This is a genomic window from Nocardiopsis dassonvillei (genome assembly GCF_964273065.1).
Classification (GTDB): domain Bacteria; phylum Actinomycetota; class Actinomycetes; order Streptosporangiales; family Streptosporangiaceae; genus Nocardiopsis; species Nocardiopsis dassonvillei_B.
Genome location: NZ_OZ186815.1, coordinates 344,859 through 371,418 on the forward strand (window position 1 = coordinate 344,859; position 26,560 = coordinate 371,418).

The following is a 26,560-nucleotide window of genomic DNA, read 5'->3' on the forward strand; positions in this document are numbered from 1 at the left end:
AACCGGAGAAGAAGAGGGGTGGAGAGCGATGACGGGTGTGCTCACCGGGCGCAGGGTGGCGTTCCTGGCCGCGGACGGTGTCGAGCAGGTGGAGTTGGAGCGGCCCCGCGGGGCGCTGGCCGAGGCCGGTGCCGAGACCGAGCTGCTCTCGCTCAAGGACGGTGAGATCCAGGCGATGAACGGGGACATCGAGCCGGCCGACCGGTTCCCGGTGGACCGGCGGGTGGGCGAGGCGTCGGTGGACGACTACGACGGCCTGGTCCTGCCCGGGGGCACCGTCAACCCCGACAACCTGCGCGCCGACGCCGACGCGGTGCGGTTCGTGCGGGAGTTCGCCGAGGCCGGCAAGCCGATCGCGGCGATCTGCCACGGCCCCTGGACGCTGGTGGAGGCGGACCTGGTGCGCGGGCGCAGGCTGACCGCCTACCCGAGCATCCGCACCGACGTGCGCAACGCCGGGGGCGAGGTGGTGGAGGCCGAGGTGGTGACCGACGGGGGGCTCACCACCAGCCGCAACCCGGATGACCTGCCCGCGTTCTGCGAGCGGATCATCGAGGAGTTCTCCCGGGCCTGACCCGGGCGGGAAGCCGCGGGGGCGGGGCCCGGTCCGGGCCCCGCCCCCTTTTCTTCGTGCGGTGTGCGTCGGGTCAGTCGTCCCCGGGCGCTTCGGGGTGGCGGCGCAGGTGCAGGACTGCGGCGGCCAGCCCTCCCCACAGCAGCACCATGGAGACGACCATCATGACGATCGCGATGGCGGACATCAGCGCTCACCCTCCTCGGTGTCGGCTGCGGTGTTCCGGGCGTCGGCTGCGGCCATCTCGTCGGCGCGCCTCCAGGGGATCAGGGCCATGATCGCGCCGAAGACGATGGCGCCGATGGCCACGCCCCATCCGGCGGTGAGCAGGAAGGCCTCGGAGTAGCCGCCGTAGTTCTCGGCGAGTTCGGCGCGCAGGCTGTCCCACATCATGAAGCCCAGCAGGACGGGGGTGAGGATGCCCAGGGTGATCCGCCACCAGGCGCCCAGGCGCAGGGAGGAGACGCTGTTGGCGTGCTTCTGGAAGACGGGCAGGCGGCGCAGGATCCACCCGAACACGAGGAGCATCACCAGGGCGGCCAGGGCGATGCCGTACTGGTTGATGAAGTGGTCGAACACGTCCAGGTAGTGCAGGCCCTGGTGGGTGGGGAAGATCAGGATGGACACCAGGGCGATGAGGCCGCCGACCAGCAGGGTGGACTGCACGCGTCCCATCCCGGTGCGGTCCCTGACCGCGGAGATGACGACTTCGACGATGCTGATCAGGGAGGACAGGCCCGCGATGACCAGGGACGCGAAGAACAGCACGCCGAACACCGATCCGCCCCAGGGCAGGGTGGAGATGATCTGCGGGAAGGCGATGAAGGCCAGGCCGATGCCGGAGGTGGCGACCTGGTCCACGGCGGTGCCCGCGGCGGTGGCCATGAAGCCCAGGGCGGCGAACACGCCGATGCCGGCCAGCAGCTCGAAGGAGCTGTTGGCGAAGCCCGCCACGAGGGCGGAGCCGGTCAGGTCGGCCTTGCGCTTGAGGTAGGAGGCGTAGGTGACCATGATGCCGAAGCCGATGGACAGGGAGAAGAAGATCTGGCCGTAGGCCGCCACCCAGACGCTCCCGTTGGCCATGGCGCTCCAGTCGGGGGTGAACAGGGCGTTCAGTCCGGTGGCGGAGCCGTCCAGGGTGAGTGCCTGGACGACCATGATGAGGAACAGGACGACCAGCAGCGGGATGAAGATGCGGTTGGCCTTCTCGATGCCCTTGCGCACGCCCAGGGCCAGGATGGCCAGGACGACGGCCCAGACGGCGATGAGGGGCCAGGCCACGGCGGGCACGTATCCGGTGATGCCGCCGGGTGCCTCGCTCATCTGGAGGTAGTCGCCGAAGAAGAAGCCGTTGGGGTCCTGCCCCCAGGCCTTGGTGAGGGAGAACCAGACGTAGGAGGCGCTCCAGGCGATGATCGCCCCGTAGTAGACGGCGATGACGAAGCAGATCGCCACCTGCCACCAGCCGATGGCCTCGGCGGGCCGGGCGATGCGCCGGTAGGACAGCGGGGCCGAGGACCGGTAGCGGTGGCCGATCGCGTACTCGAGGATGAGCAGCGGGATGCCGGCGGTGAGCAGGGCGACGAGGTAGGGCACCAGGAAGGCGCCGCCGCCGTTGTCGTAGGCGATGTAGGGGAATCGCCAGATGTTCCCGAGTCCGACGGCGGAACCGATCGCCGCCATCAGGAAGCCCGCGCGCGTCCCCCACTGCTCGCGAGTCTGTTGGACCATGGTGAGGTCTCCTAATCATGCCGTCGTTGCGCGCCCCGCACGCTAGCAGGATTTGGACGAAACGGCATGTTCCAGAACCCGATGTCGGCTGTTCGTCTTGCCTGGTCGGAGATCCGGCACTCTGATGTCCACACTTGTGGTGATTGTGCGGTGGGCGGTGAGCGCTCCTTAAGGCCGGTGTTCAGTCGCCCTCACGGGGGCGGTCCGGCGAGGACGGTCCAGGCGGGGCGGGGGCGCGGGCGGGCGTGGGGGCCGGGGGCGGGCGGGGTCGCGCCGCCGCGGACGCCTTCCCCGGCGGGGCGGGATCCGGGGTCGCCCGCACCGGTGCGGCGGCGCGGGGCGTCACCAGCGCATGTGGACGTGTTCGGCGAAGCCGGTGAGGCCGTCCACGGAGATCTCGGTGCCCTCGTCGGTGCGCACGGTGCCGGTGTAGTGGCCGAAGCACTGGCGGGTGTCGTTGACCAGGATCCCGGTGTCGATGCGGTCCAGGCGCCGGTGGAAGGGGGTGAACACCAGGTCCACCCGGTCGGATGAGGGGGTGCGGATCCACCAGGGGGAGGAGTCGTCGTCGGGGTCGTAGTCCCAGTGGAGTTCCTCGCCGACCTTGGTCAGGCGCCCGTCCACGCACAGGGCGTTCTCGGTCAGCCCGGTCCCCTGTGTCCACCGTCCGCCCAGTTGCAGGCCCAGGACGTGGCCGTCGGTGGTCCCGGCGGCGGCGCCCCAGTTCCAGAGGGTGTCGTAGGGCCACAGGCCGCGGCCGTGGTCCAGGACGCCCCAGCCGCCGGTGAAGTCCAGGGTGCGCCCGCCCAGGCGCAGGGTGCCGCGGGCGGGGCGGGCGGTGTGCTTGGAGGTGTACTGGAAGCGGGTCTCGCTCCAGGGGATGACCACGTTCATGGTCTCGTGGGCCGGGGGCAGGTCGACGGTGAGGTCGGCGTGCAGTCGGCCCCGGTCGGTGTCGCAGGCGAAGACCAGCCGGGTGCCGTCGGGGCCGGGGGTGATGCGGGCGCGGACGGGGCCCAGGGCGGCGGCGGGTCCGGCGTCCAGGGTGTCGGGCAGGCGCACGCCGTGTCCGAGCGGCCCCAGGGCGGTGCGGCCGGTCTCCACGCCCCCGTATTCCAGCAGGTAGACGGAGGCCAGGGACAGGTAGTCGAGGTCGGCGAGGGTGAGGGCGACCAGGTGTGTGGGGGTGAGGACGCACCAGTACTCCCACTTCTTGCGGCGCCCCCGGCCGCGGGGCAGGGCGGTGGTGTGCAGGGGGGTGCGCGACCAGCCCACGGCCCGGGGGTCCAGGTGGCCCCGGGGGGTGCACAGGTCGACGGGGGCGGTGATCTCGGGCTCGTGAGTAGGCATGACCGGCAGCATAGGGGGCACGGGCCGCCCTCGGGGGAAGGCCGGTCCCGCCGGGCGCGGGGCGTGGCCGGGTGAAAAGGCTTGGCGCCCGGCGCGGGGGGCGTGCGACGGTGGTCTCCCGCGGTGCCCCCGCCGCGGGGTGCGCGATGCGAGGGAGGGTTCCCGTGGACGGCGGCGGCTGCGTGTTCTGTGCGATCCGCGACGGGAGTGCGGCGGTCAGCACGGTCTACGAGGACGAGGCGGTGCTGGCGTTCATGGACCTGTTCCCCGTGACGCCGGGACACGTGCTGGTGGTGCCGCGGGTGCACGTGGCGGGGCTGGGCGACCTGGACGACGCGGTGGGCGCGCGGATGTGGAGCGTGGCCCGCCGGGTGGGGACGGCGCTGCGCGGCGGTGCGGTGCGCTGCGAGGGGGTGAACCTGTTCCTGGCCGACGGCGAGGCCGCCGGGCAGGAGGTCTTCCACGTGCACCTGCACGTCTTCCCGCGGTTCGCGGGGGACACGTTCTCCGTCCAGGCGGTGTGGGAGGAGGCCGACCGGGCGGTGCTGGACGGGCAGGCGGCGCGGCTGAGCTCCCTGCTGCCCGGCGGCTGACGGCGGGCCGGGCGGATCCCGCTTCCCGTGTTCCCGGCCTCTCGGGTCAGTGCGGCCGCGGGGCCGGGGCCAGGAAGGTGCGGGCCCCGCGCAGGCGGGTGCGCAGCACCGCCTGGGTGGCGGTGCAGTCCAGGCGCACGTCCAGCGGGCCGGGCGGACCGCTTTCGGCGCGCCGCCCGCGGGGCAGCCGGTCGGGGTCCAGGCCGTCGCGGCGGGCGATGAGGACGCCGAGTTCGTGGCGGCTCAGGGCGTCGGGTCCGGCGAGGTGGTGGATCCCGGTGCGGTCGGTGGCCGCCAGTTCCAGCAGGGCCCGGGCCAGGTCGCCGACGTGGACCGGGCAGCGGACGTCGTCGGTGAACAGGGCGCCGGCGGTGGCGCCCGAGGCCAGGTCGTGGACCAGGCGCTCGTGGGCGGAGCCGCCGTCGCCGACGATGAGGGAGGTGCGGGCGATGACCGCGTCGGGGTGCAGGGCCCTGACGGCGGTCTCGGCCGCGGCCTTGGCGGCGCCGTAGGGGTTGACGGGGTCGGGCGGGGCGGTCTCGGGGTAGGAGTCGGCGGCGCCGGAGAACACGGCGTCGCTGGAGACGTGGACCAGGCGGGCGCCGGCCGCGGCGGCGGCCAGGGCGGCGTGGGCGGCGCCGTCGGCGGTGACGGCCCAGTCTCCGTACCGGTAGGCGGTGTTGACGACCGTGTCCGGGCGCACCCGGCACAGCAGGTCGGTGACGGCGTCGCGGTCGCGCAGGTCCAGGGTGTGCCAGGCCGGGCCCGGGGCGCGGTGGGCGCGGCCGGTGGAGGTGGCGGCCACACGGTGGCCCGCGGCCAGGGCCCGGCGGACGACCTCGCCGCCCAGGTGTCCGCCGGCGCCGAGGACGAGAACGGTGGTCATGGACGGCCACGCTACCGGGCCGGGGTCCGCCGGGGGCGGTTTCTGAGTACGGGTGCTCAGCGGGGGTGAGTAGCCGTACCGATGCCGGAGGGGGCGGGGCTGCGTAGTTTCGGGCGCATGACCCTCCTCATCCTGCTGGCCGGGCACACGGCCGCGGCCCTGCACTTCGTGTTCTTCGCCTGTGTGGTCCTGGGCGGCTTCGCCGCGTGGTGGCGGCCCCGCCTGTTCTGGGTGCACCTGGGGGTGGCCGCCTACGCGCTGGGGATCGTGATCGTGGACTGGCCGTGCTTCCTGACCGAGATCGAGAACTGGTCGCGGGCGGCGACGGGGCGGCCGGTGATGGGGTCCGGTTTCATCGACCACTACCTGACCGGGACCCTGTACCCGCGCGAGCACCTGATGACCTCGCGGTACGTGATCGGGGCGCTCGTCGCCTGCTCGTGGGCGGGGGCCTGGTGGCTGTCGCGGCGGCGCACGGCCCGTGAGGGGGAGCCGTCGCCGGTGGGGTGAGCGCCGCGCGGCCCGCCGGGGGGCGGGCCGCGGGCCGGGGTCAGGCCAGGGCGGCGGGCCGGTCGGGGTCGGCGGGTGCCGCGGCGGGGGGTTCGGGGGTGCCCGGGACGGCGGTCTGGGCGATGAACGCCCCGGCGACGATGACGGCCGCGCCGAGGATCTGTACCGGGGTGAGGGCCTCGCCCAGCAGGATCCACGCCAGCACGATCGCGGTGACGACCTCCAGGTAGGCGACTCCTCCGGCGATCTGCGGGGACAGGCGGCGCACGGCGGCGATGCCGGTGAAGTAGGCGAGGACCGTGGACACCAGGCCCAGCCACAGCGCCAGGGACCAGCCGGGCAGCGGCAGCGGGCCCAGGGCGGTGGTGGCGGCGAGCAGCTCCCAGTCCAGGTTCCAGGGTCGGGCCAGGGGCAGCAGCAGGAGGGTGGCGGTGAGGGACCCGAAGGCGATGACGGCGAGGGGGTCGGCGTCCTCGCCGGTGCGGTCCGACAGTAGGAAGTAGGCGGCCTGGCCGGCGGCCGCGCCCAGGGCCAGGCCGACGCCGACGGCGTCCAGCCGCATGCCGGCCCACACCTCCAGGAGCAGGACCAGGCCGGTGACGGCCAGGACGACGCCGACGACGGCGGCCGGGGAGACCTTGGTGCGGCGCACCACGCGCAGCCAGAGCAGGACCAGGACGGGGCCGAGGAATTCGATGAGCAGGGCGATGCCGACGGGGATGCGGGCGATCGCGGCGAAGTACAGGGCCTGGACGCCGGCCATGGGGAACACGCCGTAGGCGAGGATGAGCAGGGGGCTGCGGGTCAGCAGGCGGCGGTGGCGCACGGCGACGGGCAGCAGCAGGAGGGCGGCGCCGGCCAGGCGCAGCCAGGTGACGTGGACGGAGTCCATGCCGGCGTCGAGCAGGGGGCGGGCGAAGACGCCCGAGCCGCCGAAGGCCAGGGCCGAGGCGAGGGCGAAGGCCAGGCCGGTGGGGCGGTGGCGGGCGGGTGCTGCGGGCACGGGCTCTCCCGGGGGACGGCGCGGTAAAGGTGGGATCTTTGAAGGATAGGGGGCCGCGGGGTCGGCCCTCCATCGGTTTCGCGCCGGCCGGGCGGCCCGGTCAGGGGGCGGTGAGGTCGAGTTCGGCCCAGGCGACGTCGTGCCAGGCACCGTGCTTGCGGCCGACCTTGTGCATGACGCCGACGTCGGTGAAGCCCAGGGCGCGGTGCAGGCCCAGGCTGGCGTCGTTGGGCAGGGTCATGCAGGCGATGGCGCGGGTCATGCCGCGCCGGGCCAGGCGGGGCAGCAGCGCCGTGTAGAGGGTGCGTCCGGCGCCGGTGCGGCGCAGGCCGCGGCGCAGGTAGACACTGACCTCGCAGCTGTGGTCGTAGGCGGCGCGGGTGCGGAAGGTGCCGCCGTAGGCGTAGCCCTGGACGGTGCCGTCGGCGTCCTCCAGGACGAGCCAGGCGTGGGCGCGCTGGGCGGTGGTGATGCGGGCGGCCATCTCCTGGGCGGTGGGGGGTTCGAGCTCGAAGGTGATGGCGGTGTCGGTCACGTAGGGCGCGTAGATCTCGGCGCAGGCGGCGGCGTCGGCCGAGGTGGCGTCACGCACGGTGTGGAGGGCGGGCATCGCGTTCATATTGAGGATGGTAAACGAATTCGTCCACTATGATGAACCCCATGAGCGATGACCTCTCTGTGGCCCTCGCCACCACCCTCCAGCGCCTGCGTGCCGACCGGGGCCTGACCGGCGCCGCCCTGGCCGACCGCTCCGGGGTCTCCCGGGCCATGATCAGCCGGATCGAGAACGGCGACGTCCAGCCCACCGCCTCCCTGCTGGGGCGGCTGTCGGCGGCGCTGGGCATCACCCTGTCGGAGCTGATCGCCAGTGCCGAACGCGGTGAGCGCCGCCTGGCCCGCCGAGACGAGCAGCCGGTGTGGACCGACCCCGACACCGGGTACACCCGCCGGGCGGTCTCGCCCGGCTCCGACGGCCGCCTCGAACTCGTGGAGGTGCACCTGCCGCCGGGGGCGCGGGTGGCCTTCCCCGCTGAGGCCTACGCCTTCACCCACCACCAGATCTGGGTGCTGGAGGGGGCGCTGGAGTTCCGGGAGGGGGAGACCGTGCACGCACTGGACAGGGGCGACTGCCTCCAGCTGGGCCCGGCCGCCCCGTGCGAGTTCCACAACCCCGGGCGCGCCGAGTGCCGCTACCTGGTGGCCGTCACCCGCCGCGCCCCCTGAGGGGGCCGCCGCCGGGTCCCGCCTCCGGGCCGCCCCCTGCCGTCCTGCGGCGGGCGGCCCGGAGACGGGCCCCTCAGGCGTCGGTGAGGGCGCGGACCAGGCGGGGGCGCTGCTCGGCCAGCCAGTCCCGGCGCCCGTCCCAGGGGGCCCAGCCGCCGCCGTCGGTGTGGGCGCGCACGAACGCCTCCTCGCCCGCCTCCAGGCGCCCGGCCACGAAGGCGCGGGCCACCGCCAGGTACTCCTCCACCGTCTGCGGCAGCAGCGCCCGGTCGGGGCCGGCCAGGCCGTAGGAGTCGGCGAGCAGGCGCAGGCGGCGGGCGGTGTCCAGGCCCTCCCACACCCTCCCCGCGGCGGCCTCGGGGGGCAGGGTGGGGCCCATGTAGTAGGCCAGGGCGGCCACGTCCCAGAGCGGGCGGCCCGGGGCGGCCAGGTCGAAGTCGATGAGGGCCGCCGCTCGGCGGCCGTCGAACACGAGGTTCTGCACGCACGGGTCGTTGTGGCACAGCAGCGGGCCGCCGCGGGGGTCGGCCAGGTCGGCGGGCCAGGGGGCGGCGGTGTCCACGGGGATCCGGGCGGCGGCGCCGTGGTAGCGGCGCAGCAGGCGCGCGGCCGAGGCCAGGACCGCGTCGTCGGCGATCCAGCCGGGGAAGGGGGGCAGGGCCACCTCTCCCTCGACGAAGCCCAGCTCCTCGTGGCCGTCGGGGTGCAGGGCCAGCGGGCGGGGGGCGCCGTCGAACCCGGCCGCAGGCAGGGCGCGCAGGTGGGTGTGCAGGGCGGCCGCGGTGGCGGGGGCGGTGCGCAGCACCCGGTCGCCGCGGCGGGTGACGGTGTTCATCATGCCGCCGGGCAGCGGCGTGGGGCGGGGGTCGTCCATGTGCCCAGCCTGGCACGGAGGGCCGGCCGGGGGCGGGAGCGGCGGGGGACCACGTCCGGAAGGGAGGCCCACGGCCCGTCACCGTTCTCCCGGGAGGAGAAGCCGCTGCCCCGCACCCGCGAACGGTACGGCGAGAACGGCAGGGCCTCGCGCGCGAACCCGACCCGCACCAGGATCGGGGTCTCGCGCCGCGACAGGCGCGCGCGGGCCGCGGCCCCGGCCGGGGCGCGCCACCGTCGGCCCCGGCGCGTCCGCTTCGCGGAGGGCCCCGGCATGCCGCCGGGAGGGCAGGGCGCCCGCCGGACCGCGTCCGCGCCGGCGCGCGGCCGGGGTCAGGGCAGCGGGACGGGGACCGGCCGCGACCCCTCGGCCAGGGAGCGGGCCCCGGCCACCCCGACCAGGGAGGCGGCCACCGCCTCGCGCACTCCGACCAGGGGCGGCGCCCCGTGTTCGACGGTGTCGCGCAGGCCGCGCAGGACCAGGACCGTCCCCTCCTCCCCGCGCGCCACGGGCGCACCGTCCACGAGCACCGGCGGCTCGGTGCGCTCCTCCTCGTGCGCCCTGCCGTCGCGGCGGGTCCAGCCCTCGTGGCGCACCCGCACCGACCAGGCGCGCTCCCCGGCGGCCCGGACCGATTCGGCCGCGGCGAGGGTGCCGTGCACCGACATCCGGCTCCAGTGGGCGTCGGACTCGCCCTGGAGGAAGCCGTTGCGGGTCAGGGCCAGCGCGCCGGTGGACAGGCGCACCGCCATCACGGCCGCCCCGCGCGGGTCGGCGGTGTCGACGGGGAAGGCGGTGACCTCCACCGGCAGCGCCCCGGTGACGGCCAGGATCGGGGACAGCGAGTGCGTGCAGTAGGCGGTGGACGCGATTCGGCCGCGCCAGTGCGCGGGGTCGCCGGTGAGGGCGCGGACCGCCTCTGGGGACATGCCGTGCAGGTAGTCGGCCTCGATGAGGTTGACGCGGCCGAGTTCTCCGTCGGCGACGATCCGCCGGAGCAGCCGCACGTGGGGGTGCAGCACGTAGTTCTCGGCGAAGGAGTAGGTGGTCGAGGCCGCCCGGGCGGCCTCGACCAGGGCGCGCCCCTGGTCGGCGTCGGCGCAGGCCGCGGTCTCCGACAGGACGTGGACGCCGCGTTCGAGGAAGGCCACGGCCGGGGCGGCGTGGGTGTCGAAGTCGTCGGCCAGGAGCACCGCGTCCAGGCCGGCGTCGAGCAGGTCGCGCCAGTGCCCGCCCAGCGGGACACCGGGCAGGTGGGCGCGGGCCCGCTCACGGGCTCCGGGGTCGGTGTCGCACGCGGCGGTCACGTCCATGCCGACCCTGCGGGCCCACCGCGCCAGGTGGAGGCCCTGGACCAGGCCGACCACCCCCAGCCGTACCGGGCTCACGGGCGGCCCTTCGCATGCACCGGGCCGGGCCCGCAGACGCGCACGGTGCGGTCCTCGGCCGGGGCGTGGCCGAGCAGGGGATGGCGGGAGGCCCCTTCCGGGTACATCAGGACCGGCCTGTGCGGGCGCCGCCCGATCGAGGACGGCAGGTCCCAGGAGCGGTCCGGGCGCTCCCGGCCCCGGAGTTCGCGCACGTGGACGCCGAAGCCGGTCTCCCCGGGGTTCGGGGAACGGGAGACCGCCGGGGCGCCGTGGGCGGAGTCGGCCCGCGGTCCGGGGCGTCCGGCGCCGGCCGGACGCGCGAGCACCGCCGCGGCCCGGGGCACCGGTCGCTCGTCGTCCCCCTCCGGGTGGCGGTGGGGCCGGCCGCGTTCCCGCACCGGGTCCAGAAGCCGACGCGGCCCTCCCCCGGTGGTGCCGTGGATGTACACGTCGGGCGGCGAACCCGCCGGGTCGGCGTCGAAGAGGTCGGACACCTCGGTCCGGAGCGGATCGTCCATGGCGCCCATGATGGCGCGGGACGGGGTGCGGGCGCGCGTTATTTTCCGGGCGGGGTGCGGGCGATGAGGACGGTGGCCAGAGGGGTCCAGCCCAGCGAGGTGTACAGGTGGCGTCCCTGCGGGGAGGCGACCAGCAGGCCTTCGGTGGCGCCCGCGCGGCGGGCGTGCCAGGCCAGGGCGGACATGACCGCCGCGCCCAGGCCGCGGCGGCGGTGGTCGGGTTCGGTGGTGATGGAGTCGGCGACGGCGTCGCCGTCGGTGATGCCCATGGCGCCGCTCGCCGCCTCCTCCCCTTCGTGTGTGGAGGCGCGCACCCTGATCACCGCGCGGGCGCGCCCGACCGTGACCCGGTAGGGGCGGGGCGGGTCCAGGATGGGGTGCTCGTCCAGGTCGATCCCCATGAGCGTCTCGGTGCCCGGGTCGACCTCGAGCCCCGCCTCCTCCAGCAGCAGCGCGGCCTTGTCCGGTGCGGTGGTGGGCACGGTCAGCCAGTCGGTGTGCGGGGAGGCCAGGGCGCGTTCGGCGGCGGTGCCGAGGGTGTGGGGGGCGCCGTCGGCGTCCAGCAGCACGTACTCGTCGTGGCGGTGCTCGAACCCGAAGTGCACGCGCAGCGCTCCGTCCTCCTCCACCGGGTCGGGCAGGGAGCGCGCCGTCCCCCAGCCGTGCTGCCAGCGGCGGACCAGGCCGGGCAGGGGTGCGGTGGTCGGGTTCGGCATGGGGTGTCCTTAGCGGGGCGCGGGGCGGGTGCGACCCCTGGGTCTGATGTCTGTATTCGATCACACCTCGGTGACATCCCCGGCCGGGGTGACCGTCGGCACACCCCGGGAGTGGGGATGCCCGACGGGGCGTGTGTAACGTCGATGACACGCCACCGAAACAGCCACGACAGCACCTTTGCCGCGGCCGCCCCACCCGGCGTCGGGGCGCCGCCACCGAGAGGACCGCGTTGCGCAAGTTCGACGTTCACGCCACCGGCCTGGCCGACCACCACCCCGCCGTGCGCGCCGCCTACGAGCGGGTGGTGCGCCGCGACCCCGACCAGCCGGAGTTCCGCCAAGCCGTCCTGGAGGTCCTGGAGACGCTCTCCCCGGTGCTGGTCCAGCACCCCGAGTACGTCGAGGCCGGGATCCTGGAGCGCCTGTGCGAGCCCGAGCGCCAGATCGTGTTCCGCGTCCCCTGGCGCGACGACCGCGGCCGCGTCCACGTCAACCGGGGTTTCCGGGTGGAGTTCAACGGTGCGCTGGGCCCCTACAAGGGCGGTCTGCGCTTCCACCCGAGCGTGGACCTGGGGGTGGTGAAGTTCCTCGGCTTCGAGCAGATCTTCAAGAACGCCCTGACCGGCATGAGCATCGGCGGCGGCAAGGGCGGCTCCGACTTCGACCCCAAGGGCCGTTCCGACGCCGAGGTCGAGCGGTTCTGCCAGTCGTTCATGACCGAGCTGTTCCGCCACCTGGGCGAGCACACCGACGTGCCCGCCGGGGACATCGGTGTGGGCGGCCGCGAGATCGGCTACCTGTTCGGCCAGTACCGGCGGCTGGCCAACCGCTGGGAGGCGGGGGTGCTCACCGGCAAGGGACTGGAGTGGGGCGGCTCGCGGGTGCGTACCGAGGCCACCGGGTACGGGGCGGTGCTGTTCGCCCAGCGGATGCTGGAGCGCCGGGGCCGGTCCCTGGAGGGCGCCCGCGTGGTGGTGTCGGGGGCGGGCAACGTCGCCCTGTACGCGGTGGAGAAGGCGCAGCAGCTGGGGGCCGTGGTGGTGGCCTGCTCCGACTCCGGCGGCTACGTGATCGACGACAAGGGCCTCGACCTGGAGCTGCTGAAGCAGATCAAGGAGGTGGAGCGGGGCCGGGTCGCCGACTACCCCGCCCGGCGCGGCGGGGACGCCCGGTACGTGGCGGGCGGCGATGTGTGGGACGTGCCGTGCGCGGTGGCGATCCCGTGCGCCACCCAGAACGAGCTGGACGTCGACGCCGCCCGCACCCTGGTGCGCAACGAGGTGGCGGCGGTGGTGGAGGGGGCCAACATGCCCACCACGCCCGAGGCGGTGCGGGTGCTGCGCGAGGCCGGTGTGCTGTTCGCCCCCGGCAAGGCGGCCAACGCGGGCGGGGTGGCCACCAGCGTCCTGGAGATGCGCCAGAACGCCCGCCGCGAGTCGTGGTCGTTCGAACACACCGAGACGGAGCTGGCGCGCATCATGGCCGACGTGCACGACCGCTGCGAGGCGGCGGCCGAGCGGCACGGCGCTCCGGGCGACTACGTGGTGGGGGCCAACGCCGCCGGGTTCGAGCGGGTGGCCGACGCCATGCTCGCCCAGGGGCTCATCTAGCCGGCCGCGAGGGCGGGGCGGGGGCGCGCGGACGGGGACCGGCTCCTGGGCGGCCGGGCGCCGGTTTGCGGTTGACGCAGCGTCAACCCCTACCGTCGGACGACATGACGATCACCGTTGTGGACACCCGTACCGGCATGGAGCGCGTACTGCGCGCCCCCGCCGCCGACCGCCGCCGCCTGCTGGGGGAGATGCTGGAACCCCTGCGGGGGATGTACCGTTTCGCGCCCGGGGAGGTCGACCTCGCCGACGTGCACCTGCGGGGCATGGGCTTCCCCCTGGACCGCGAGGAGGAGCGCTGCCTGGCGGCGCTGGAGGAGTTGGCGGGGGCCGACGCCTGGAACCGGGTGCACAAGGCCCTGGACGGCGCCGCCGCCGTGCTGGGCGGGGCGGTGCCGGGACTGGAGGTCCCCGACATCACGGTGCTGCTCGCCCTGGGCGACCCGGGTGACGCCCACTTCACGGACACCGCCCTGGGCGTGGCCGGTTTCGGTGGGATCTCCGGGTACGTCTCCATCACGCTGTGGCCGTTCCCGGAGAACCTGGAGCGGTTGGAGGCCACCGCCGTGCACGAGCTGCACCACAACCTGCGCTACGGTCCCGGCGGGGTGGTGTGGGACCCGGCGACGGTCACGGTCGGCGAGCACGTGGTGGGCGAGGGGCTGGCCGACGCGTTCGCCCGGCAGCTGTACGGCGACGAGCTGGGGCGCGCCCGCATCGGTGTGCCGCCCCTGCACGATGACGCCGCGTTCGACAAGGTGCTGTCGGGACTGGAGGTGACCGGTATGGAGAACTTCACGGCCTGGGTGCACGGCGACGAGAGCGCCAGGCGCTTCGGCACGGCTCCGGTGGGGCTGCCCCCCGGGGCCGGGTACGCGGCCGGGAACCGGCTGGTCGACGCCTACCTGGCGGAGACCGGGCTCAGCGCGGCACAGGCGCTGCGCGCGGACCATGCGGAGGTCGTCGCCACGGCGCTGGGCCGCCTGGGCCGGTGACGGGGGCGGCGGTGGAGTGGACGATCGGTGAGCTGGCGGCCCGGGCGGGCGTGAGCAGCCGTACCCTGCGCCACTACGACCAGGCGGGGCTGCTGGCCCCCGCCCGGACGGGGCCGGGGGGCCTGCGCCTCTACGGTCCCGTCCAGGTCGCCCGGTTGCAGCGGATCCTGCTGCTGCGCCGTACCGGGATGGGGCTGGCCGCCATCGGCCGGGTGCTGGCCGAGGAGGTCGACGAGGTCGAGGGACTGCGGGCGCACGTCACGGCGCTGGAGCAGGAGCGCGACCGGATCGACCAGCACCTGCGGGCGGTGCGGCGCACCCTGGAGGCGCGGGAGGCGGGGATGGACCCCGACCCGGACGTGCTGCTGGACGGGTTCAACGACCGGTACGAGGACGAGGTCGTGCGGCGCTGGGGCGGGGAGGCGTTCCGGGCGGCCAACGAGTGGTGGCACTCCAAGAGCCTGCGCGAGCAGCAGGAGTGGAAGCGCGGGGCCGAGGACCTGGTGGCCGGGTGGGCGGCGGCCTGGCGCGAGGGCGCGGCCCCGGACTCCGGGCGCGTCCGGAAGCTGGCCGTCCGGCACGTGGCGTGGCTGGCGGTCCCGGGCACCCCGATCCACGCGGGCGACCGCGAGCGGTCGATCGAGATGGTGCGGTGCCTGGCCGATGCTTACGTACAGGATCCCGCCTACGGCGGGATCTACGGGGACCGGGAGGTCGCGGCGTTCGTGCGCGAGGCACTGCACCTGCACGTCCGTGCCTGTGTTCGAGAGCCGGGGACTCTCCCGGGATATCGCCGGCCGGGGCCCGGGGCGCCTGCCGGGCCCACAATCACTTCGAGTGAAGTACTTTGAATGGAGTGATTTTATGCGGGAGCCCGTCTACTACGTCGCCGTCTCCCCGGGCGGGCGCATCGCGGGGCCCGGCGGGGAGTTCGACAACGGGGCGGCCGTCACCGAGTACGCCCGCGCCTGAGACCGGGGCGGGGCCCGGGATGCGCCGCGGGGCCTGGGCGGCACCGAATTTCGATGCTGCTCGTACAATGACCGCATGGACAACGAGCGCATTCCCCGCCACCCCGACGCCGCGTCCCTGACCCTGCAGCGGCTCCTGGAGGCGCTCGTGGACCCGGTGCGGCGCAGCATCGTCGAGCAGCTCTACGACGCACCGGCCGATATCGCCTGCGGGGGCTTCGACCTGCCGGTCAGCAAGTCCACCGCCACCCACCACTTCCGCATCCTGCGCGAGGCCGGGCTCATCCGGCAGTACTACGAGGGCACCTCGCGGATGAACACGCTGCGCCGCCCGGAGGTCGAGGCCGCCTTCCCCGGTCTGCTGGACGCGGTCGTGACCGCCGACCGGGCCGGGCGGGCCGCCGCGCGCTGAAGGCGCACCGCCGCGCGGGCTTGCCTTCGAGCGCGCTCGAAGGCCTGGCGTCGCCCCCATGACGACGACACCGACACGTACCCGGATCATCACCGGCGCCTCCCGCGGCCTGGGGCGCGCCCTGGCCGAGGCGGCCCTGGCGTCGGGCGGGCGCGTGGCGGCGGCCGTGCGCCGCCCCGAGGCCGTGTCCGACCTGGCGGCCGGTCACCCCGGCCGCTTCCCGGCCCTGGAGTACGACGCCCGCGACACCGCCGCGGCACCGCCCCTGGTGCGGGCGGTGCCGGACCGTTTCGGACGCATCGACGTGCTGGTCGACAACGCCGGCCGGGCCGGGTTCGGCCGTCCGAGCGCGGTCGGCGCGGCGGGAGGCGGCCCGACGGCCGCGACCCGGAACGATCCGCCGAACACCCTAGGGCCGCGGGGCGGCCAGCGGCCCGTCCTCGGAGAAGGCCAGCGCGGCGAACCGCTCGCCGATGCGGCGGTGGCCGGCGGTGTCCGGGTGCAGGGAGTCGGGCATGGGCAGTTCGGCCTCGTCGGCCCGCCCGTAAAGCTCCAGTCCGTCCAGGTGGTGCAGGTGCGGGTCGTGCGCCGCCCGCTCCTTCACGATGCGGGCCAGCTCGCGGCGGATGTCGGTGAGCGCCAGGCGCCCGGCCGCGCGCTCGGCCGGATCCCCCTGGGCCCGGTAGGACAGCCGTCCCCGGGCGAGGGCGGCCGTGTCCATCTGCGTGGGGCCGGGGACCTCCTCGTGGAGGGCGCAGTGCAGGGGGGAGACCACCAGCAGCGGGGTGTCGGGGTGGCCCTCGCGGACGGTGTCGAGGAACCCGTGCACGGCCGGGCCGAACGCGCGCAACCGCATGGCGTCCTGGTTGACGACGTTGATGCCGAGCTTGACGCTGATCGCGTCCGCCGCGATGCCGCGCAGGGTACGGGCGGTGAACGGGTCCACCACGGCGTTGCCGCTCAGCCCCAGGTTGACCAGCTCGACCCCGGCCCGGGCGGCGGCGACCGCGGGCCAGGTGGCGGTGGGGCTCGCCGCGTCCGAGCCGTGGCTGATGGAGCTGCCGTGGTGCAGCCACACCCGCCGCCCGCGGTCGGGTGCGGGGGCCACGGGCGCGTCGGTGCGCAGGGCGACCGGTGTGGTGGCCTCGTTGTGCGGCAGCCAGATCTCGACGTCCTTGTCGTGGTCGGGCAGGCCGGTGAAGCGCACGGTCGCGACGGGGCCGGGGCGGCGTTCGGTGTTCCCGGTGGCCAGGTCGATGACCAGGGTGTCGCCACCGTCGGCGGTGCCCTGGGCGGTGAGGCGCCCGTCGACGAGGAGGTCGTAGACGCCGGCGGGACGCGGCGGGGCGCCGGTGTAGGAGCGCTTGGTGGGCAGGGTGCGGAGTTCGATGCGGGTGGCGCGGGTGCGCAGGGCCAGGCGGACGCCGGAGGTCTGGGCGGCGAGGTCGTCCATCAGCGGGTCGGGGGCCTGGGCCAGCGCCCACCGGGGCAGGCGCACCGGGCGCGGTCCGTGTTCGGTGGGCTGGATCTCGACGGCGCCGCGCAGCAGGTCCGCGGTGACCGGGGTGGTGACGGGGTCCATGGGTGGTGTTCCTAGCGGTGGTCGGGTGCGGGCCGGTTCCGCAGCGGGGCTTCCAGGGCGTCGATGGTGCGGGGCCCGGCGGGCCCTACGCCTCCGGCCCGCGCTCGATGCGGTACTGCCCGGCGAGGTAGGGGTAATCCTGCGGGAGTGCCTCCACCAGGTGCGCCGGGCGGCCCAGGGCGGCCTCGATGCGCTCGGCGGCCGCGCGGGCCTCGGCGGCGGAGGCGTACAGGCCCACGACGAGGCTGTGCCCGGTGCCCACGGGGTCGGGCTCCTCCTCTTCCAGGCGCGAGCCCAGGCTCCAGGGGATCGGGCAGGGGCCCTCGTGCCCGGGTTCGGGGCACAGCAGGCGGGCGACGGAGTCGGACGCCTGCGAGACCTCCTCGTCGGTGCCGTGGCCGGGGACGAGGACCTCGAAGGTGCGGGGGCGATCGGTCGGCATGCCGTCCTTTCTCGGTGGCGACCCGTCGACGATAGTCCGACCGCCGGGGTTGTGCACCCGGTTTTTCCAGGTCAGGCGCTACGGGTGCGGGCGGCCAGCAGGGCGGCCCCCGCACAGGGGACCAGCAGCAGGGCGAAGGCGGCGGCGTACCCCGCAGGTGCGGCCGCCCCCAGGACCAGGGCCAGGCTGGAGACCGCCGCGGCGGCGCCCAGCACCATGACCTGCCCCAGGTTCTGGTTGATCTGCATCGCGCTGCCGGCGTACCCCTGCCGCCCCGGGCTGTGCGCCAGCGACAGCACGGTGAGCGAGGGGGCGAGCATCCCCATGCCCGCCGCGGCCACGAGCATGGAGGCCCCGGCCACCGGCGCGGGGACCGCCGGGAGCGCGCCGGTCACGGCCACGGCGACCGCCGCGACCATCACCGCCGCCCCGGCCGCCACCAGCCGGTGTCTGGGGACCTGTTCCAGCAGTCGGCCCTGGACCCAGGAGGCGGCCGCCCACAGGACCGCCGCCCCGGTGAAGAGCAGGCCGATCATCACCGGGGCGGCGTCGCGTTCGGCCACCAGCATCAGCGGCACCAGGGCCTCCAGGGTGAAGAAGGCCCCCGACCCCGCTCCGCACAGCAGCACCGTGGCCGGGAGTCCGCGCACCACCCGCCAGGTGCCCGGGGGCAGCAGCCGGGGTGCGAACACCGCGAGCAGGGCGATCCCTGCCGCCGCGAACGCCAGGTGGCGGGCGTCCCACCCCGAGATCCCGTACTGGCCCGCGGCGGCGCCCGCGCTGACCGCCGCGGCGACGAGCAGCGGCGGCCGCCGGGCGGGGTCCTCCGCCCGGACGGCACCGGACAGCGGGCGGGCGCGCAGCAGGAACGCCACCGCCAGGGCGGGGAGCAGGGTGAGCCCGGCCAGGCCCAGGAACACCGCGCGCCAGGTCCACAGCTCGGTCACCACGCCGGCCAGCGGCGGCCCCACCAGGGAGGGGATGACCCAGCAGGCGCTCATCAGCGCCAGGGCGCGCGGGCGCAGGCGTTCGGGGAAGGACTGGCCGATGGCGGTGTTCACCGACACCGCGACCATGCCGCCCGCCAGCCCGTCCAGGAACCGGCCCGCGGCCAGCGGGCGGTGCGCCCCGGCGCGGTCGGCCCAGTGGCCGCCCACCACCCCGCCGAGCAGGCTCGCGGACACGAAGCATCCGGCCACCAGCGGGTAGAGCGGCACCCCGTCCAGGTCGCGGGCGGCCGTGGGCAGGGTGGGGACCACCGCCAGCGCCGCCGGCCCGGTCAGGAACATCACCACCGCGAACCCGGTGGTGGCGGCCGCGTGGGGGCGGGAGAACAGGCCTTCGGCGGGAACCCGGCGAGTGTCGGTCACGTGCGCTCACGCTGGTTCGCGGACGCGGTCGGCGGCCACTGTTTTTCCCGTCGGCCCGGGGTCGGCGGCGGTGGTCCCGGCCCCGGTGGACACGCTCCCGCTCTTCGTCCTCCAGGGCCCCCGCCGGTGAAGCGGGGACGGCGCCTGCTTCCCCTGAGTTCTTTGAAGTTCCCCATATTGGCCAGAATAGGGAAGTTTAAGGTATGTTCCTGAGGTCTGTTGAGGAGTGATGCGCCCTCATGCGCACACCAGGGGGAGGAGACGTTCGATGGTCGCCATCTACCGGACCGAGGCCGGGGAACGGGAGGCCCTGAGGCGGTACCGCCGGGCGCTGGAGTCCTGGCCGGTGCCCGCCGAGCAGGTGCGGGTGCCCACCCGCGAGGGGGAGACGTTCGTCCTGGTCAGCGGCCCTCCGGAGGCGCCGCCCGTGGTACTGCTCCACGGCTCGGGCGCCAACTCCTCGGTGTGGGCGGGCGATGTCGCCTCCTGGTCGCGGCACCTGCGGGTGCACGCCGTGGACATCGTCGGCGAGCCCGGGCTGAGCGCCCCCTCCCGCCCCGCCCTGGCCTCCGACGCCGTCGCCCTGTGGCTGGACGACGTCATGGCCGGGCTCGGACTGTCCCGGGCGGCCTTCGTCGGCATGTCCCTGGGCGGGTGGACCGCCCTGGACCAGGCGGTCCGCCGTCCCGGCCGGGTCGAGAGGCTGGCCCTGGTGTGCCCCGGCGGCATCGGCCGCCAGACCCCCCTCCGCCTGGCCCGCGCCCTGGCCTGGAGCGCGTTCGGCCGACGGGGCAGGCTGCGGTCGGTGCGCGCCGTCCTGGGCCTGCACGCCCCCGAGCACGCACCGCTGGTGCGGGAGGTGGCCGCGACGTTCGGGGAGTTCCGGCCGCGCACCGAGACGCTGCCCGTGTTCTCCGACGCCGACCTGCGGAGTCTGGACATGCCGGTGCTGGCGGTCGTGGGCGGGCGCGACGTCATGATCGACTCGGCCGACACCGCGCGGCGGCTGCGCGCGCACGTTCCGCACGCCGCCGTCAGCGTGCTTCCCGGCGTGGGCCACGCCGTCGTCGGACAGGGCCCCGCGGTGCTGGACTTCCTACGGGCGTGAGCGCCCGGGGCCCGACAGGGACGCCTCCAGCGAGTCCAGGACCGAGGCCAGCCCCGCGCGGAACGTCTCGCGGGCCTCCTGCTCCAGGTAGGGCTCGGACTCGTTCTCGTTGGCGAACGCCCCGGCCTGCGCCATGAGGGTCAGTGTGGGAAAGCGCGCGTCGAAGTCCGGCGCGACCTCCTCCAGCAGGGACGACCGCTCGTGCCACCACACGTCCTCGGCGATCCCGGTGACCGCCTCGGCGCGGCGGGCCTCGGCGGCCACCCGCACCTGGCCGCGCACCAGGTTGAACAGGGTCCCGTAGGTGGTGCGGATGCGTACCGGTGCCAGGCCGGCCCGGTGCAGCACCGCCGCCAGCGCCTCGAAGAGCCGGTACTCGTTGGGTCCCAGCACCGGCCGTGCGGTGGAGACCTCCAGGGTCCAGGGATGGCGCAGGTAGAAGTCCCACAGGCGCACGGCCCAGGCCTCGGTCGCGGTGCGCCAGTCGGGGGAGCCGTCGGCCTCGGCGGCGTCGGCGGGCTCGCCGAAGACGTGGTCGTACATCAGCTCGACGAGTTCGTTCTTGCTGGCCACGTAGGTGTAGAGGGACATGGCGGTGCGGCCCAGGCGCTCCCCGACCGCCCGCATGGACAGCGCCTCCATCCCGTCGGCGTCGGCCACCTCCACGGCCGTGGCCACCACCAGGTCCACGGTGAGTTCGGGGCGGCGGCCGGCGGCGGCCCGGGGCGCGCCCTGCGGGGGCCGCCACAGCAGGGACATCGCGCGGCGTGCGTCACCGTGTCCGGGGTACACGACCAAGATTGTCCTCCTTATGGCATAAACTCGATCGGTCCGAAAGTTTATCGCATAAGCAAACCTGGAGCGCAGCGTGCGAACCGAGCATCCGGCCGACGGCCACGACACCATCCAGGTCCGCGGGGCCAGGGAGAACAACCTGGCGGGGGTCGACGTCGACATCCCCAAGCGCCGTCTGACCGTCTTCACCGGCCTGTCCGGGTCGGGCAAGTCCTCCCTGGTCTTCGGCACCATCGCCGCCGAGTCCCAGCGGCTCATCAACGAGACCTACACGACGTTCGTGCAGTCGTTCATGCCCAGCGTGGGCCGCCCCGAGGTGGACGGGCTGCGCAACCTCAGCGCCGCGATCATCGTCGACCAGGAGCGGATGGGCGCCAACTCCCGCTCCACGGTGGGCACCGCCACCGACGCCGCCGCCATGCTCCGGGTCGTCTTCAGCCGGGTGGGCACCCCGCGCCTGGAGCCCTCCAGCGCCTTCAGCTTCAACAGCGCCGAGGGAATGTGCCCCGGGTGCGAGGGCCTGGGCCGGGTCGACACCATCGACATCGGCGAGCTGGTCGACGCCGACCTGTCCCTGAACGAGGGCGCCATCACCGCCCCCGGCTACGGGGTGGGCACCTGGTACTGGCAGGTGTTCGCGTCCTCCGGGCTGCTGGACCCCGACAAGAAGGTGCGCGACTACACCGAACAGGAGCGCGAGACCTTCCTGTACCACCCGGGCACCAAGGTCAGGGTCGGCACCAACAACATCAGCTACGAGGGCCTGGTCCCCAAGATCAAGCGCACCTACCTGGCCAAGGACCGCGACAAGATGCAGGCGGGGCTGCGCGCGTTCGTCGACCGCGCCGTGACCTTCTCCACCTGCGCCGAGTGCGGGGGCACCCGCCTCAACGCCGCCGCCCGGTCGGTGAAGGTCGCCGGCCGCACCATCACCGAGTGCTCGGCGATGCAGGTCGACGAGCTGGCGGCGTTCGTGCGGAGCCTGGACGAGCCCTCGGTCAAGCCGCTGCTGGACAGCCTCGGCCACACCCTGGACTCCCTCGTGGAGGTGGGTCTGGGCTACCTCAGCCTGGACCGGGAGTCGGGCACGCTGTCGGGCGGGGAGTCCCAGCGGGTCAAGATGGTCCGCCACCTGGGCTCCAGCCTCAGCGATGTCACCTACGTGTTCGACGAGCCCACCGTCGGGCTGCACCCGCACGACATCGAGCGGATGAACAACCTGCTGCTGAGCCTGCGCGACAAGGGCAACACCGTGCTGGTGGTCGAGCACAAGCCCGAGACCATCGCCCTGGCCGACCACGTGGTCGACCTGGGCCCTGGTGCGGGACCGGCGGGCGGGCGCATCACCTACACCGGCGACGTGGCCGGGCTGCGCGCCTCGGGCACCCTCACCGGCGACCACCTGGACCACCGGGCGCGGCTGCGCGAGCGGGTGCGCACCCCCCGCGGGGTGCTGCCCATCACCGGGGCGACCTCCCACAACCTCAAGGACGTCAGCGTGGACATCCCCCTGGGGGTGCTCACCGTCGTCACCGGGGTGGCCGGGTCGGGCAAGAGCTCGCTCATCCACGGGGCGCTGCCGGGCCGCGAGGGCGTGGTCGTGGTCGACCAGTCGCCCATCAAGGGGTCCCGGCGCTCCAACCCCGCCACCTACACCGGGCTGCTGGACCCCGTCCGCACCGCTTTCGCCAAGGCCAACGGGGTCAAGGCGGCGCTGTTCAGCGCCAACTCCGAGGGCGCCTGCCCCGAGTGCAGGGGCGCCGGGGTCATCTACACCGACCTGGCGATGATGGCCGGGGTGGCCACCACCTGTGAGAAGTGCGAGGGCAAGCGGTTCCGCCCCGAGGTCCTCGTCCACACCCTGCGCGGCAAGGACATCAGCCAGGTCCTGGCCATGTCCGTGGTGGAGGCCCGGGAGTTCTTCCCCTCCGGCGGCGCCCGGGTGGTCCTGGACCGGCTGCACGACGTGGGACTGGGCTACCTGGGCCTGGGCCAGCCGCTGACCACGCTGTCGGGGGGTGAGCGCCAGCGCCTGAAGCTGGCGATCTCCATGGCCCGCCAGGGCGCGGTGTACGTGATGGACGAGCCCACCACCGGCCTGCACCTGGCCGACGTGGACCGGCTGCTGGCGCTGCTGGACCGGCTGGTGGACGACGGCAACACGGTGGTCGTGATCGAGCACCACCAGGCGGTGATGGCGCACGCCGACCACATCATCGACCTGGGTCCGGGCGCGGGGCACGAGGGCGGCCGGGTGGTGTTCGAGGGCTCCCCGGCCGAGCTGGTCGAGGAGTCCGACACCCTGACCGCCCGCCACCTGCGCACCTACCTGGGCCGGTGACCGCGTCCGGGGCGGGGGAGGATCAGCACGGGATTCAGCGGTAGCGCCGCGACCGGACGCCCCGCACCGCCGAACCCCGCCCCCGGATCCTTCCGGGGGCGGGGTTCTCATGTGCTCGGGGCCCGCGGCCCCGGGACCGACGTGTCCAGGGCCGCGGGGCCACCCCCGGCGCCCCTCCCGCACCACGGCGACCGCATGCCGCCACGAGTGGCGGACCTCCGCCCGGGGTTGTGTGTGCTGGTCGGGTCCCTTCCGGGGACAGCGGTGTTCACGACTTCACCGCCGGGGTCCGGCGCCACGGCGCCGGACCCCGCACAGGAGAGAGGTCAGGCGTCTCCGTTGAGCATGGCGGCGGTCAGGACGCCGCCGGCGACGCCCCAGCCGCCGTCGGCGACCTCGTCGACCAGCACGACGGTGGTGGGTCGGGCCCGCTCACCGTAGATCTCCGCGTACAGGTCGGTGGTGCGCTCGACGAGCTTCTTCTTGTCCTCGGCGGTGATGGTGCCCGCGGGGACCTTGAAGTTGGCGAAAGGCATGGGTGTTCCTCCTTGGATGGGTTCTCCCGTGATGCGGAAGCATGTGTCCGAGAACGTGTGGCCGCGGTGCCGTTCTCGGTTGGTGTAGGCGTTGGCGGATGCCGACGCGGGGGTCAGCGGTTCGTCGGTGCCGGGCCGTTGGCGGGACCGCACCCGGATCCGGGCGCACATGAGCGGCTTCACCTCGCCGCCGTCACGGCTGGGATCGATGCGTGCGTCAACGGTTGCGTCGGCGCGGGAGAAGCGGTCGGTACCGTTCGGTCGGGCGCCGGGGACGACGGGGTGGGGCGTTCGACCGTGGCGTCACACCATGCCCCCGTTGGCCCGAAGGATCTGGCCGTTCACCCAGTGCCCGGCCGGGCTGGTGAGGAAGGCGACCACCTGGGCGATGTCCTGCGGGGTGCCCAGCCTCTCCAGGGGCGCGGCCTTGGCGAGCCGGTCGACCTGCTCGGGCGTCTTGCCTTCGAGGAACATGTCCGTGGCCGTGGGGCCCGGGGCGACGGTGTTCACGGTGATGTCCTGCCCGCGCAGCTCACGGGCGAGGATCAGCGTGATCGACTCGACGGCCGCCTTGCTCGCCGCATACGCACCGTAGGCGGGGAAGCTGGTGCCGACCACGGAGGTCGAGAAGCCCACGAACGAGCCGCCCGCGCGCAGTCGCCGGGCGGCCTGCTGGGCGACGACGAAAGCGCCGCGGATGTTGGTGCGGTGCACGGCGTCGAGCACCGCCAGGTCGAGGTCGGCGACGGGCGACAGAGCGAGTCGGCCGGCGCAGTTCACCACGACGTCCACCTCGCCGAACACCTGCTCGGCCCGGTCGAACAGCCCGGCGACCGCCTGCTCGTCCGCCACGTCCGCCCGCACCGAGACCGCCCGCCCGCCGGCGGCGGTGATCGCCGCCACCACCTCCTCGGCGGCAGCCTCATCGCGGGCGTAGTTCACCACGACGGCGAGGCCGTCCTGGGCGAGCCTGAGGGCGACGGCCCGGCCGATGCCGCGTGATCCGCCGGTAACGACGGCGACGCGCGTGTCCGGTGAAGGGGTGGTCGTGGTGTGGTCCGTAGTCATGCCCTCCACGGTGCACGCCGCCGACCGGCGGAACCAGGGGATCCCGTCCCCTGGGTCGGCGGCCCGGCCGGGCGCAGAATGGATGGCATGGGTTCTGTGAGATACACCGAGCTGGGGGCTTTCCTGCGCTCGCGGCGTGAACGCATCCGTCCAGCCGATGTGGGACTTCCCCACGGGCTCCGCCGCCGGGTGCCCGGGCTGCGCCGCGAGGAGGTCGCCCAGCTCGCGGGCGCGTCGGTGGACTACTACAACGAACTCGAACGCGGCGCCGGATCCCAGCCCTCCGAGCAGATGGTCGCCGCGCTGGCGAGGGCTCTGCGCCTGACCGCTGACGAGCGCGACTACCTCTACCACCTGGCCGACCGGCCGGTGCCCGCGCACGGCGGACCGGCCTCGCACGTCCACCCCGGCATGCTCGACCTGCTCACCCGTCTGACGTCGACACCCGCGCAGGTCATCACCGACCTGCACGTCACCCTCGTACAGAACCCGCTGGCGGTGGCGCTGCTGGGGGACCACTCCGGCTTCCGCGGTGCTCGGGCCAGCTTCGTCCACCGGTGGTTCACCGACCCCGGCGCCCGGCGGATGTATCCCGAAGCCGACCACGAGGGCCAGTCCCGGGCCTTCGTCGCCGACCTGCGGGCAGCCGCCGCCAGACGAGACGCCAAGGACACCGAAGCCCGCTCGATGATCAGCTCGCTGGTCGACGCCTCTCCCGAATTCGCCGCCCTGTGGGCCGAACACGACGTGGCGTTCCGGCGCCACGACCGCAAACGCCTCGACCACCCCGTGCTCGGCCTGATCGAGGTCAACTGCCTCCACCTGTTCAGCGAGGACGGCCGACAGCGGCTGCTCTGGTTCACCCCCGCGGTCGGTACCGACAGCGCCGACCTCCTCGACCTGCTCGCCGTCCTGGGCACCCAGGAGGTCACCGGACCGGCACTCTGACAGCGCCTGGACCAGGCCGGGGCTGGAGATGCGGTCGGGTTCGGTGCGCAGCAGTTCCGGCTCGGAGAAGCGGGCGTCGTCATGCACCCGCAGCAGGTCGAGAAGGTCGGCGTGCACGGTGGTGGGGACGCGCCCGGCCAGGTGGGTGTGCGGGCGGGCGTTCTCCTCCCGCCGAGCCTGGCGCACCAGCCGGGAGAGCACGCTCAGGCCGGGCAGCAGGATCTGGTGCTCGTTCAGGTAGAGCACGGCCCGGTCGAACAGAGCCCGCGGCCCTTCCTCGCCGGCCCACACCCGGGCGGCCAGGTAGGCGCGCAGGTCCTCTTCCCCGGCGGCGAACCGGCGGTGGCCGAAGGTGTCGCGGATCTGCCAGGCGTGCTCGTAGGCGGTTTTCTCTCGGGACCGGTGCTCGGGCAGGCATCCCGGGTCGACGTCGAGCTGGTCGGCGACGAAGGCCACCGCGCGCTCGGGCGCCCGAGCGGGGTGGTCGGCCTGGAAGATGCCGAGCATGCGCGCGGTGCCCCACTGCACCGCCCACCCCAGCCGGGTGGCGGGTGTGTGTTTGCTGGAGGCCGGGGTGAGGGCCTCAGGGGTCAGGCGAGAGCACTGTTCCAGGTCGGCCATCGACGGTTCGTCGGGGCAGCGGCCGTAGCGGGCGATCCGGTCACCGGAGAGGTACTCGTGCGGCACGGCCACGAACGCGGGGGCCGCGAACAGGGCGGCCCGGCCCCACCGCCGAACCGTCGCCTAGGACACGGCTCTACCGCCGAATCCTGTGGTAATCCTCCACGATCCCCTTATTCCGCCCTGGAGAGCCGCCACAGCGGCAGGGTCCTGTCGGTCACCGGTGCGGACGCCGGCGACGAGCCCGTCCAGTGGACCGACAGAACAAGCCCCACCAGCGGTTCCTTCCGGGCCGGCCTCACTCCCGACAGCGGGCTCCCCGGCGTCCTCCGGCGGGGCCCGTCGCGTTCGCGCGGCCTGCGGGGTGAGATGGTCTCGGTCACGCACAAAGACGTCCTTCGGGCCCACCGGA

Annotated in this window: 27 protein-coding genes and 2 pseudogenes; 12 read left to right on the forward strand and 17 right to left on the reverse strand. The window is 74.4% G+C overall.

Going from position 1 to position 26,560, the window contains the following annotated elements; translation table 11 throughout:
* Positions 1–28 precede the first annotated feature (28 nt).
* Complete coding sequence (locus tag ACSUPR_RS01665) at positions 29–574, forward strand: type 1 glutamine amidotransferase domain-containing protein (RefSeq protein ID WP_436888901.1); 546 nt, start codon at positions 29–31, stop codon at positions 572–574.
* A gap of 73 nt (positions 575–647) precedes the next feature.
* Here ACSUPR_RS01665 and ACSUPR_RS01670 read toward each other — a convergent pair whose 3' ends face one another.
* The 3 genes from ACSUPR_RS01670 to ACSUPR_RS01680 all read right to left on the reverse strand — a co-directional run bounded on the left by ACSUPR_RS01670 (position 648) and on the right by ACSUPR_RS01680 (position 3,655).
* Positions 648–761 carry a methionine/alanine import family NSS transporter small subunit gene (locus tag ACSUPR_RS01670; RefSeq protein WP_436888903.1) on the reverse strand — a complete coding sequence of 38 codons (114 nt, stop codon included), beginning with the start codon at positions 759–761 and terminating at the stop codon, positions 648–650.
* On the reverse strand, positions 761–2,305 hold the full coding sequence (locus tag ACSUPR_RS01675; RefSeq protein ID WP_436888905.1) for a sodium-dependent transporter: 1,545 nt from the start codon (positions 2,303–2,305) through the stop codon (positions 761–763). Before ACSUPR_RS01675 ends, ACSUPR_RS01670 begins: the two co-directional genes overlap by 1 nt.
* Before the next feature lie 342 nt (positions 2,306–2,647).
* A complete protein-coding gene (locus tag ACSUPR_RS01680; RefSeq protein WP_436888907.1) occupies positions 2,648–3,655 on the reverse strand; it encodes a DUF2804 domain-containing protein in 1,008 nt (335 codons plus the stop codon).
* Between the two features lie 146 nt (positions 3,656–3,801).
* Between ACSUPR_RS01680 and ACSUPR_RS01685 the strand changes: the two genes are divergently transcribed.
* Complete coding sequence (locus ACSUPR_RS01685; RefSeq protein ID WP_436888908.1) at positions 3,802–4,248, forward strand: HIT family protein; 447 nt, start codon at positions 3,802–3,804, stop codon at positions 4,246–4,248.
* 46 nt (positions 4,249–4,294) lie between these two features.
* Here ACSUPR_RS01685 and ACSUPR_RS01690 read toward each other — a convergent pair whose 3' ends face one another.
* Positions 4,295–5,134, reverse strand: coding sequence for an SDR family oxidoreductase (locus ACSUPR_RS01690; protein WP_436888910.1), 840 nt, complete (start codon positions 5,132–5,134; stop codon positions 4,295–4,297).
* Positions 5,135–5,251: 117 nt separating this feature from the next.
* Here ACSUPR_RS01690 and ACSUPR_RS01695 point away from each other — a divergent pair, with 117 nt between their 5' ends.
* Positions 5,252–5,644 carry a DUF2784 domain-containing protein gene (locus ACSUPR_RS01695; RefSeq protein WP_436888912.1) on the forward strand — a complete coding sequence of 131 codons (393 nt, stop codon included), beginning with the start codon at positions 5,252–5,254 and terminating at the stop codon, positions 5,642–5,644.
* 40 nt (positions 5,645–5,684) lie between these two features.
* On the opposite strand, the gene ACSUPR_RS01700 is transcribed toward ACSUPR_RS01695, so the two are convergent.
* Both ACSUPR_RS01700 and ACSUPR_RS01705 read right to left on the reverse strand, forming a co-directional pair.
* A complete protein-coding gene (locus ACSUPR_RS01700; protein WP_436888913.1) occupies positions 5,685–6,647 on the reverse strand; it encodes an EamA family transporter in 963 nt (320 codons plus the stop codon).
* A 100-nt stretch (positions 6,648–6,747) separates the two neighbouring features.
* On the reverse strand, positions 6,748–7,266 hold the full coding sequence (locus ACSUPR_RS01705; RefSeq protein WP_436888915.1) for an N-acetyltransferase family protein: 519 nt from the start codon (positions 7,264–7,266) through the stop codon (positions 6,748–6,750).
* 41 nt (positions 7,267–7,307) lie between these two features.
* Here ACSUPR_RS01705 and ACSUPR_RS01710 point away from each other — a divergent pair, with 41 nt between their 5' ends.
* Positions 7,308–7,871, forward strand: coding sequence for a helix-turn-helix domain-containing protein (locus ACSUPR_RS01710; RefSeq protein WP_436888917.1), 564 nt, complete (start codon positions 7,308–7,310; stop codon positions 7,869–7,871).
* 73 nt (positions 7,872–7,944) lie between these two features.
* On the opposite strand, the gene ACSUPR_RS01715 is transcribed toward ACSUPR_RS01710, so the two are convergent.
* From ACSUPR_RS01715 to ACSUPR_RS01730, 4 genes are all read right to left on the reverse strand, one after another.
* Positions 7,945–8,745 carry a phosphotransferase gene (locus tag ACSUPR_RS01715; RefSeq protein WP_436888918.1) on the reverse strand — a complete coding sequence of 267 codons (801 nt, stop codon included), beginning with the start codon at positions 8,743–8,745 and terminating at the stop codon, positions 7,945–7,947.
* 332 nt (positions 8,746–9,077) lie between these two features.
* The gene (locus ACSUPR_RS01720; protein ID WP_436888920.1) at positions 9,078–10,133 is read right to left on the reverse strand and encodes a Gfo/Idh/MocA family protein; all 1,056 of its coding nucleotides are present in this window, start codon (positions 10,131–10,133) and stop codon (positions 9,078–9,080) included.
* Complete coding sequence (locus ACSUPR_RS01725) at positions 10,130–10,633, reverse strand: hypothetical protein (RefSeq protein WP_436888922.1); 504 nt, start codon at positions 10,631–10,633, stop codon at positions 10,130–10,132. Before ACSUPR_RS01725 ends, ACSUPR_RS01720 begins: the two co-directional genes overlap by 4 nt.
* A gap of 38 nt (positions 10,634–10,671) precedes the next feature.
* The gene (locus ACSUPR_RS01730; RefSeq protein WP_436888924.1) at positions 10,672–11,349 is read right to left on the reverse strand and encodes a GNAT family N-acetyltransferase; all 678 of its coding nucleotides are present in this window, start codon (positions 11,347–11,349) and stop codon (positions 10,672–10,674) included.
* A 230-nt stretch (positions 11,350–11,579) separates the two neighbouring features.
* On the opposite strand from ACSUPR_RS01730, the gene gdhA reads away from it, so the two are divergent.
* The 5 genes and pseudogenes from gdhA to ACSUPR_RS01755 form a co-directional block, all read left to right on the forward strand.
* The gene (gene gdhA, locus ACSUPR_RS01735; protein ID WP_436888926.1) at positions 11,580–12,959 is read left to right on the forward strand and encodes an NADP-specific glutamate dehydrogenase; all 1,380 of its coding nucleotides are present in this window, start codon (positions 11,580–11,582) and stop codon (positions 12,957–12,959) included.
* Positions 12,960–13,063: 104 nt separating this feature from the next.
* Positions 13,064–13,954, forward strand: a complete 891-nt coding sequence (locus ACSUPR_RS01740; RefSeq protein ID WP_436888928.1) for a DUF2268 domain-containing protein — start codon at positions 13,064–13,066, stop codon at positions 13,952–13,954.
* Between the two features lie 11 nt (positions 13,955–13,965).
* Complete coding sequence (locus ACSUPR_RS01745; RefSeq protein WP_436888930.1) at positions 13,966–14,805, forward strand: MerR family transcriptional regulator; 840 nt, start codon at positions 13,966–13,968, stop codon at positions 14,803–14,805.
* Between the two features lie 196 nt (positions 14,806–15,001).
* Positions 15,002–15,337, forward strand: coding sequence for an ArsR/SmtB family transcription factor (locus tag ACSUPR_RS01750; RefSeq protein WP_436888932.1), 336 nt, complete (start codon positions 15,002–15,004; stop codon positions 15,335–15,337).
* A 58-nt stretch (positions 15,338–15,395) separates the two neighbouring features.
* Positions 15,396–15,614 (forward strand): annotated as a pseudogene (locus ACSUPR_RS01755) (SDR family NAD(P)-dependent oxidoreductase); the annotation flags it as partial.
* A 132-nt stretch (positions 15,615–15,746) separates the two neighbouring features.
* On the opposite strand, the gene ACSUPR_RS01760 reads toward ACSUPR_RS01755, so the two are convergent.
* The 3 genes from ACSUPR_RS01760 to ACSUPR_RS01770 all read right to left on the reverse strand — a co-directional run bounded on the left by ACSUPR_RS01760 (position 15,747) and on the right by ACSUPR_RS01770 (position 18,731).
* A complete protein-coding gene (locus tag ACSUPR_RS01760) occupies positions 15,747–16,919 on the reverse strand; it encodes a GDSL-type esterase/lipase family protein (protein ID WP_436888934.1) in 1,173 nt (390 codons plus the stop codon).
* A gap of 85 nt (positions 16,920–17,004) precedes the next feature.
* Positions 17,005–17,361, reverse strand: a complete 357-nt coding sequence (locus ACSUPR_RS01765; RefSeq protein WP_436888936.1) for a hypothetical protein — start codon at positions 17,359–17,361, stop codon at positions 17,005–17,007.
* A gap of 71 nt (positions 17,362–17,432) precedes the next feature.
* Positions 17,433–18,731 carry an MFS transporter gene (locus ACSUPR_RS01770; RefSeq protein ID WP_436888938.1) on the reverse strand — a complete coding sequence of 433 codons (1,299 nt, stop codon included), beginning with the start codon at positions 18,729–18,731 and terminating at the stop codon, positions 17,433–17,435.
* 268 nt (positions 18,732–18,999) lie between these two features.
* Here ACSUPR_RS01770 and ACSUPR_RS01775 point away from each other — a divergent pair, with 268 nt between their 5' ends.
* A complete protein-coding gene (locus ACSUPR_RS01775) occupies positions 19,000–19,839 on the forward strand; it encodes an alpha/beta fold hydrolase (RefSeq protein ID WP_436888940.1) in 840 nt (279 codons plus the stop codon).
* Here the strand turns inward: ACSUPR_RS01775 and ACSUPR_RS01780 are convergent.
* Complete coding sequence (locus ACSUPR_RS01780; RefSeq protein ID WP_436888941.1) at positions 19,828–20,637, reverse strand: TetR/AcrR family transcriptional regulator; 810 nt, start codon at positions 20,635–20,637, stop codon at positions 19,828–19,830. The genes ACSUPR_RS01775 and ACSUPR_RS01780 overlap by 12 nt on opposite strands.
* 70 nt (positions 20,638–20,707) lie before the next feature.
* On the opposite strand from ACSUPR_RS01780, the gene ACSUPR_RS01785 reads away from it, so the two are divergent.
* Positions 20,708–22,975 (forward strand): ATP-binding cassette domain-containing protein, encoded by a 2,268-nt coding sequence (locus ACSUPR_RS01785; protein ID WP_436888943.1) that lies wholly within the window; start codon positions 20,708–20,710, stop codon positions 22,973–22,975.
* Between the two features lie 326 nt (positions 22,976–23,301).
* On the opposite strand, the gene ACSUPR_RS01790 is transcribed toward ACSUPR_RS01785, so the two are convergent.
* Positions 23,302–23,511: a 4-oxalocrotonate tautomerase family protein gene (locus ACSUPR_RS01790; RefSeq protein WP_436888945.1), complete on the reverse strand. Its 210-nt coding sequence runs from the start codon at positions 23,509–23,511 to the stop codon at positions 23,302–23,304.
* Positions 23,512–23,814: 303 nt separating this feature from the next.
* A complete protein-coding gene (locus ACSUPR_RS01795) occupies positions 23,815–24,579 on the reverse strand; it encodes an SDR family oxidoreductase (protein WP_436892198.1) in 765 nt (254 codons plus the stop codon).
* A gap of 87 nt (positions 24,580–24,666) precedes the next feature.
* Here ACSUPR_RS01795 and ACSUPR_RS01800 point away from each other — a divergent pair, with 87 nt between their 5' ends.
* Positions 24,667–25,527: a helix-turn-helix transcriptional regulator gene (locus tag ACSUPR_RS01800; RefSeq protein WP_436892199.1), complete on the forward strand. Its 861-nt coding sequence runs from the start codon at positions 24,667–24,669 to the stop codon at positions 25,525–25,527.
* 234 nt (positions 25,528–25,761) lie between these two features.
* On the opposite strand, the pseudogene ACSUPR_RS01805 reads toward ACSUPR_RS01800, so the two are convergent.
* A pseudogene (locus ACSUPR_RS01805) lies at positions 25,762–26,148 on the reverse strand (DUF4158 domain-containing protein); the annotation flags it as partial.
* Positions 26,149–26,560 lie beyond the last annotated feature (412 nt).

Coding starts and splice junctions, on each gene's coding strand:
- ACSUPR_RS01705 (WP_436888915.1), bottom strand. CDS start 7,266: ATGAACGCGATGCCCGCCCTCCACACCGTGCGTGACGCCACCTCGGCC.
- ACSUPR_RS01695 (WP_436888912.1), top strand. CDS start 5,252: ATGACCCTCCTCATCCTGCTGGCCGGGCACACGGCCGCGGCCCTGCAC.
- ACSUPR_RS01710 (WP_436888917.1), top strand. CDS start 7,308: ATGAGCGATGACCTCTCTGTGGCCCTCGCCACCACCCTCCAGCGCCTG.
- ACSUPR_RS01715 (WP_436888918.1), bottom strand. CDS start 8,745: ATGGACGACCCCCGCCCCACGCCGCTGCCCGGCGGCATGATGAACACC.
- ACSUPR_RS01665 (WP_436888901.1), top strand. CDS start 29: ATGACGGGTGTGCTCACCGGGCGCAGGGTGGCGTTCCTGGCCGCGGAC.
- ACSUPR_RS01730 (WP_436888924.1), bottom strand. CDS start 11,349: ATGCCGAACCCGACCACCGCACCCCTGCCCGGCCTGGTCCGCCGCTGG.
- ACSUPR_RS01760 (WP_436888934.1), bottom strand. CDS start 16,919: ATGGACCCCGTCACCACCCCGGTCACCGCGGACCTGCTGCGCGGCGCC.
- ACSUPR_RS01690 (WP_436888910.1), bottom strand. CDS start 5,134: ATGACCACCGTTCTCGTCCTCGGCGCCGGCGGACACCTGGGCGGCGAG.
- ACSUPR_RS01795 (WP_436892198.1), bottom strand. CDS start 24,579: ATGACTACGGACCACACCACGACCACCCCTTCACCGGACACGCGCGTC.
- ACSUPR_RS01680 (WP_436888907.1), bottom strand. CDS start 3,655: ATGCCTACTCACGAGCCCGAGATCACCGCCCCCGTCGACCTGTGCACC.
- ACSUPR_RS01775 (WP_436888940.1), top strand. CDS start 19,000: ATGGTCGCCATCTACCGGACCGAGGCCGGGGAACGGGAGGCCCTGAGG.
- ACSUPR_RS01790 (WP_436888945.1), bottom strand. CDS start 23,511: ATGCCTTTCGCCAACTTCAAGGTCCCCGCGGGCACCATCACCGCCGAG.
- ACSUPR_RS01765 (WP_436888936.1), bottom strand. CDS start 17,361: ATGCCGACCGATCGCCCCCGCACCTTCGAGGTCCTCGTCCCCGGCCAC.
- ACSUPR_RS01670 (WP_436888903.1), bottom strand. CDS start 761: ATGTCCGCCATCGCGATCGTCATGATGGTCGTCTCCATGGTGCTGCTG.
- ACSUPR_RS01800 (WP_436892199.1), top strand. CDS start 24,667: ATGGGTTCTGTGAGATACACCGAGCTGGGGGCTTTCCTGCGCTCGCGG.
- ACSUPR_RS01750 (WP_436888932.1), top strand. CDS start 15,002: ATGGACAACGAGCGCATTCCCCGCCACCCCGACGCCGCGTCCCTGACC.
- ACSUPR_RS01675 (WP_436888905.1), bottom strand. CDS start 2,305: ATGGTCCAACAGACTCGCGAGCAGTGGGGGACGCGCGCGGGCTTCCTG.
- ACSUPR_RS01685 (WP_436888908.1), top strand. CDS start 3,802: ATGCGAGGGAGGGTTCCCGTGGACGGCGGCGGCTGCGTGTTCTGTGCG.
- ACSUPR_RS01725 (WP_436888922.1), bottom strand. CDS start 10,633: ATGGACGATCCGCTCCGGACCGAGGTGTCCGACCTCTTCGACGCCGAC.
- ACSUPR_RS01740 (WP_436888928.1), top strand. CDS start 13,064: ATGACGATCACCGTTGTGGACACCCGTACCGGCATGGAGCGCGTACTG.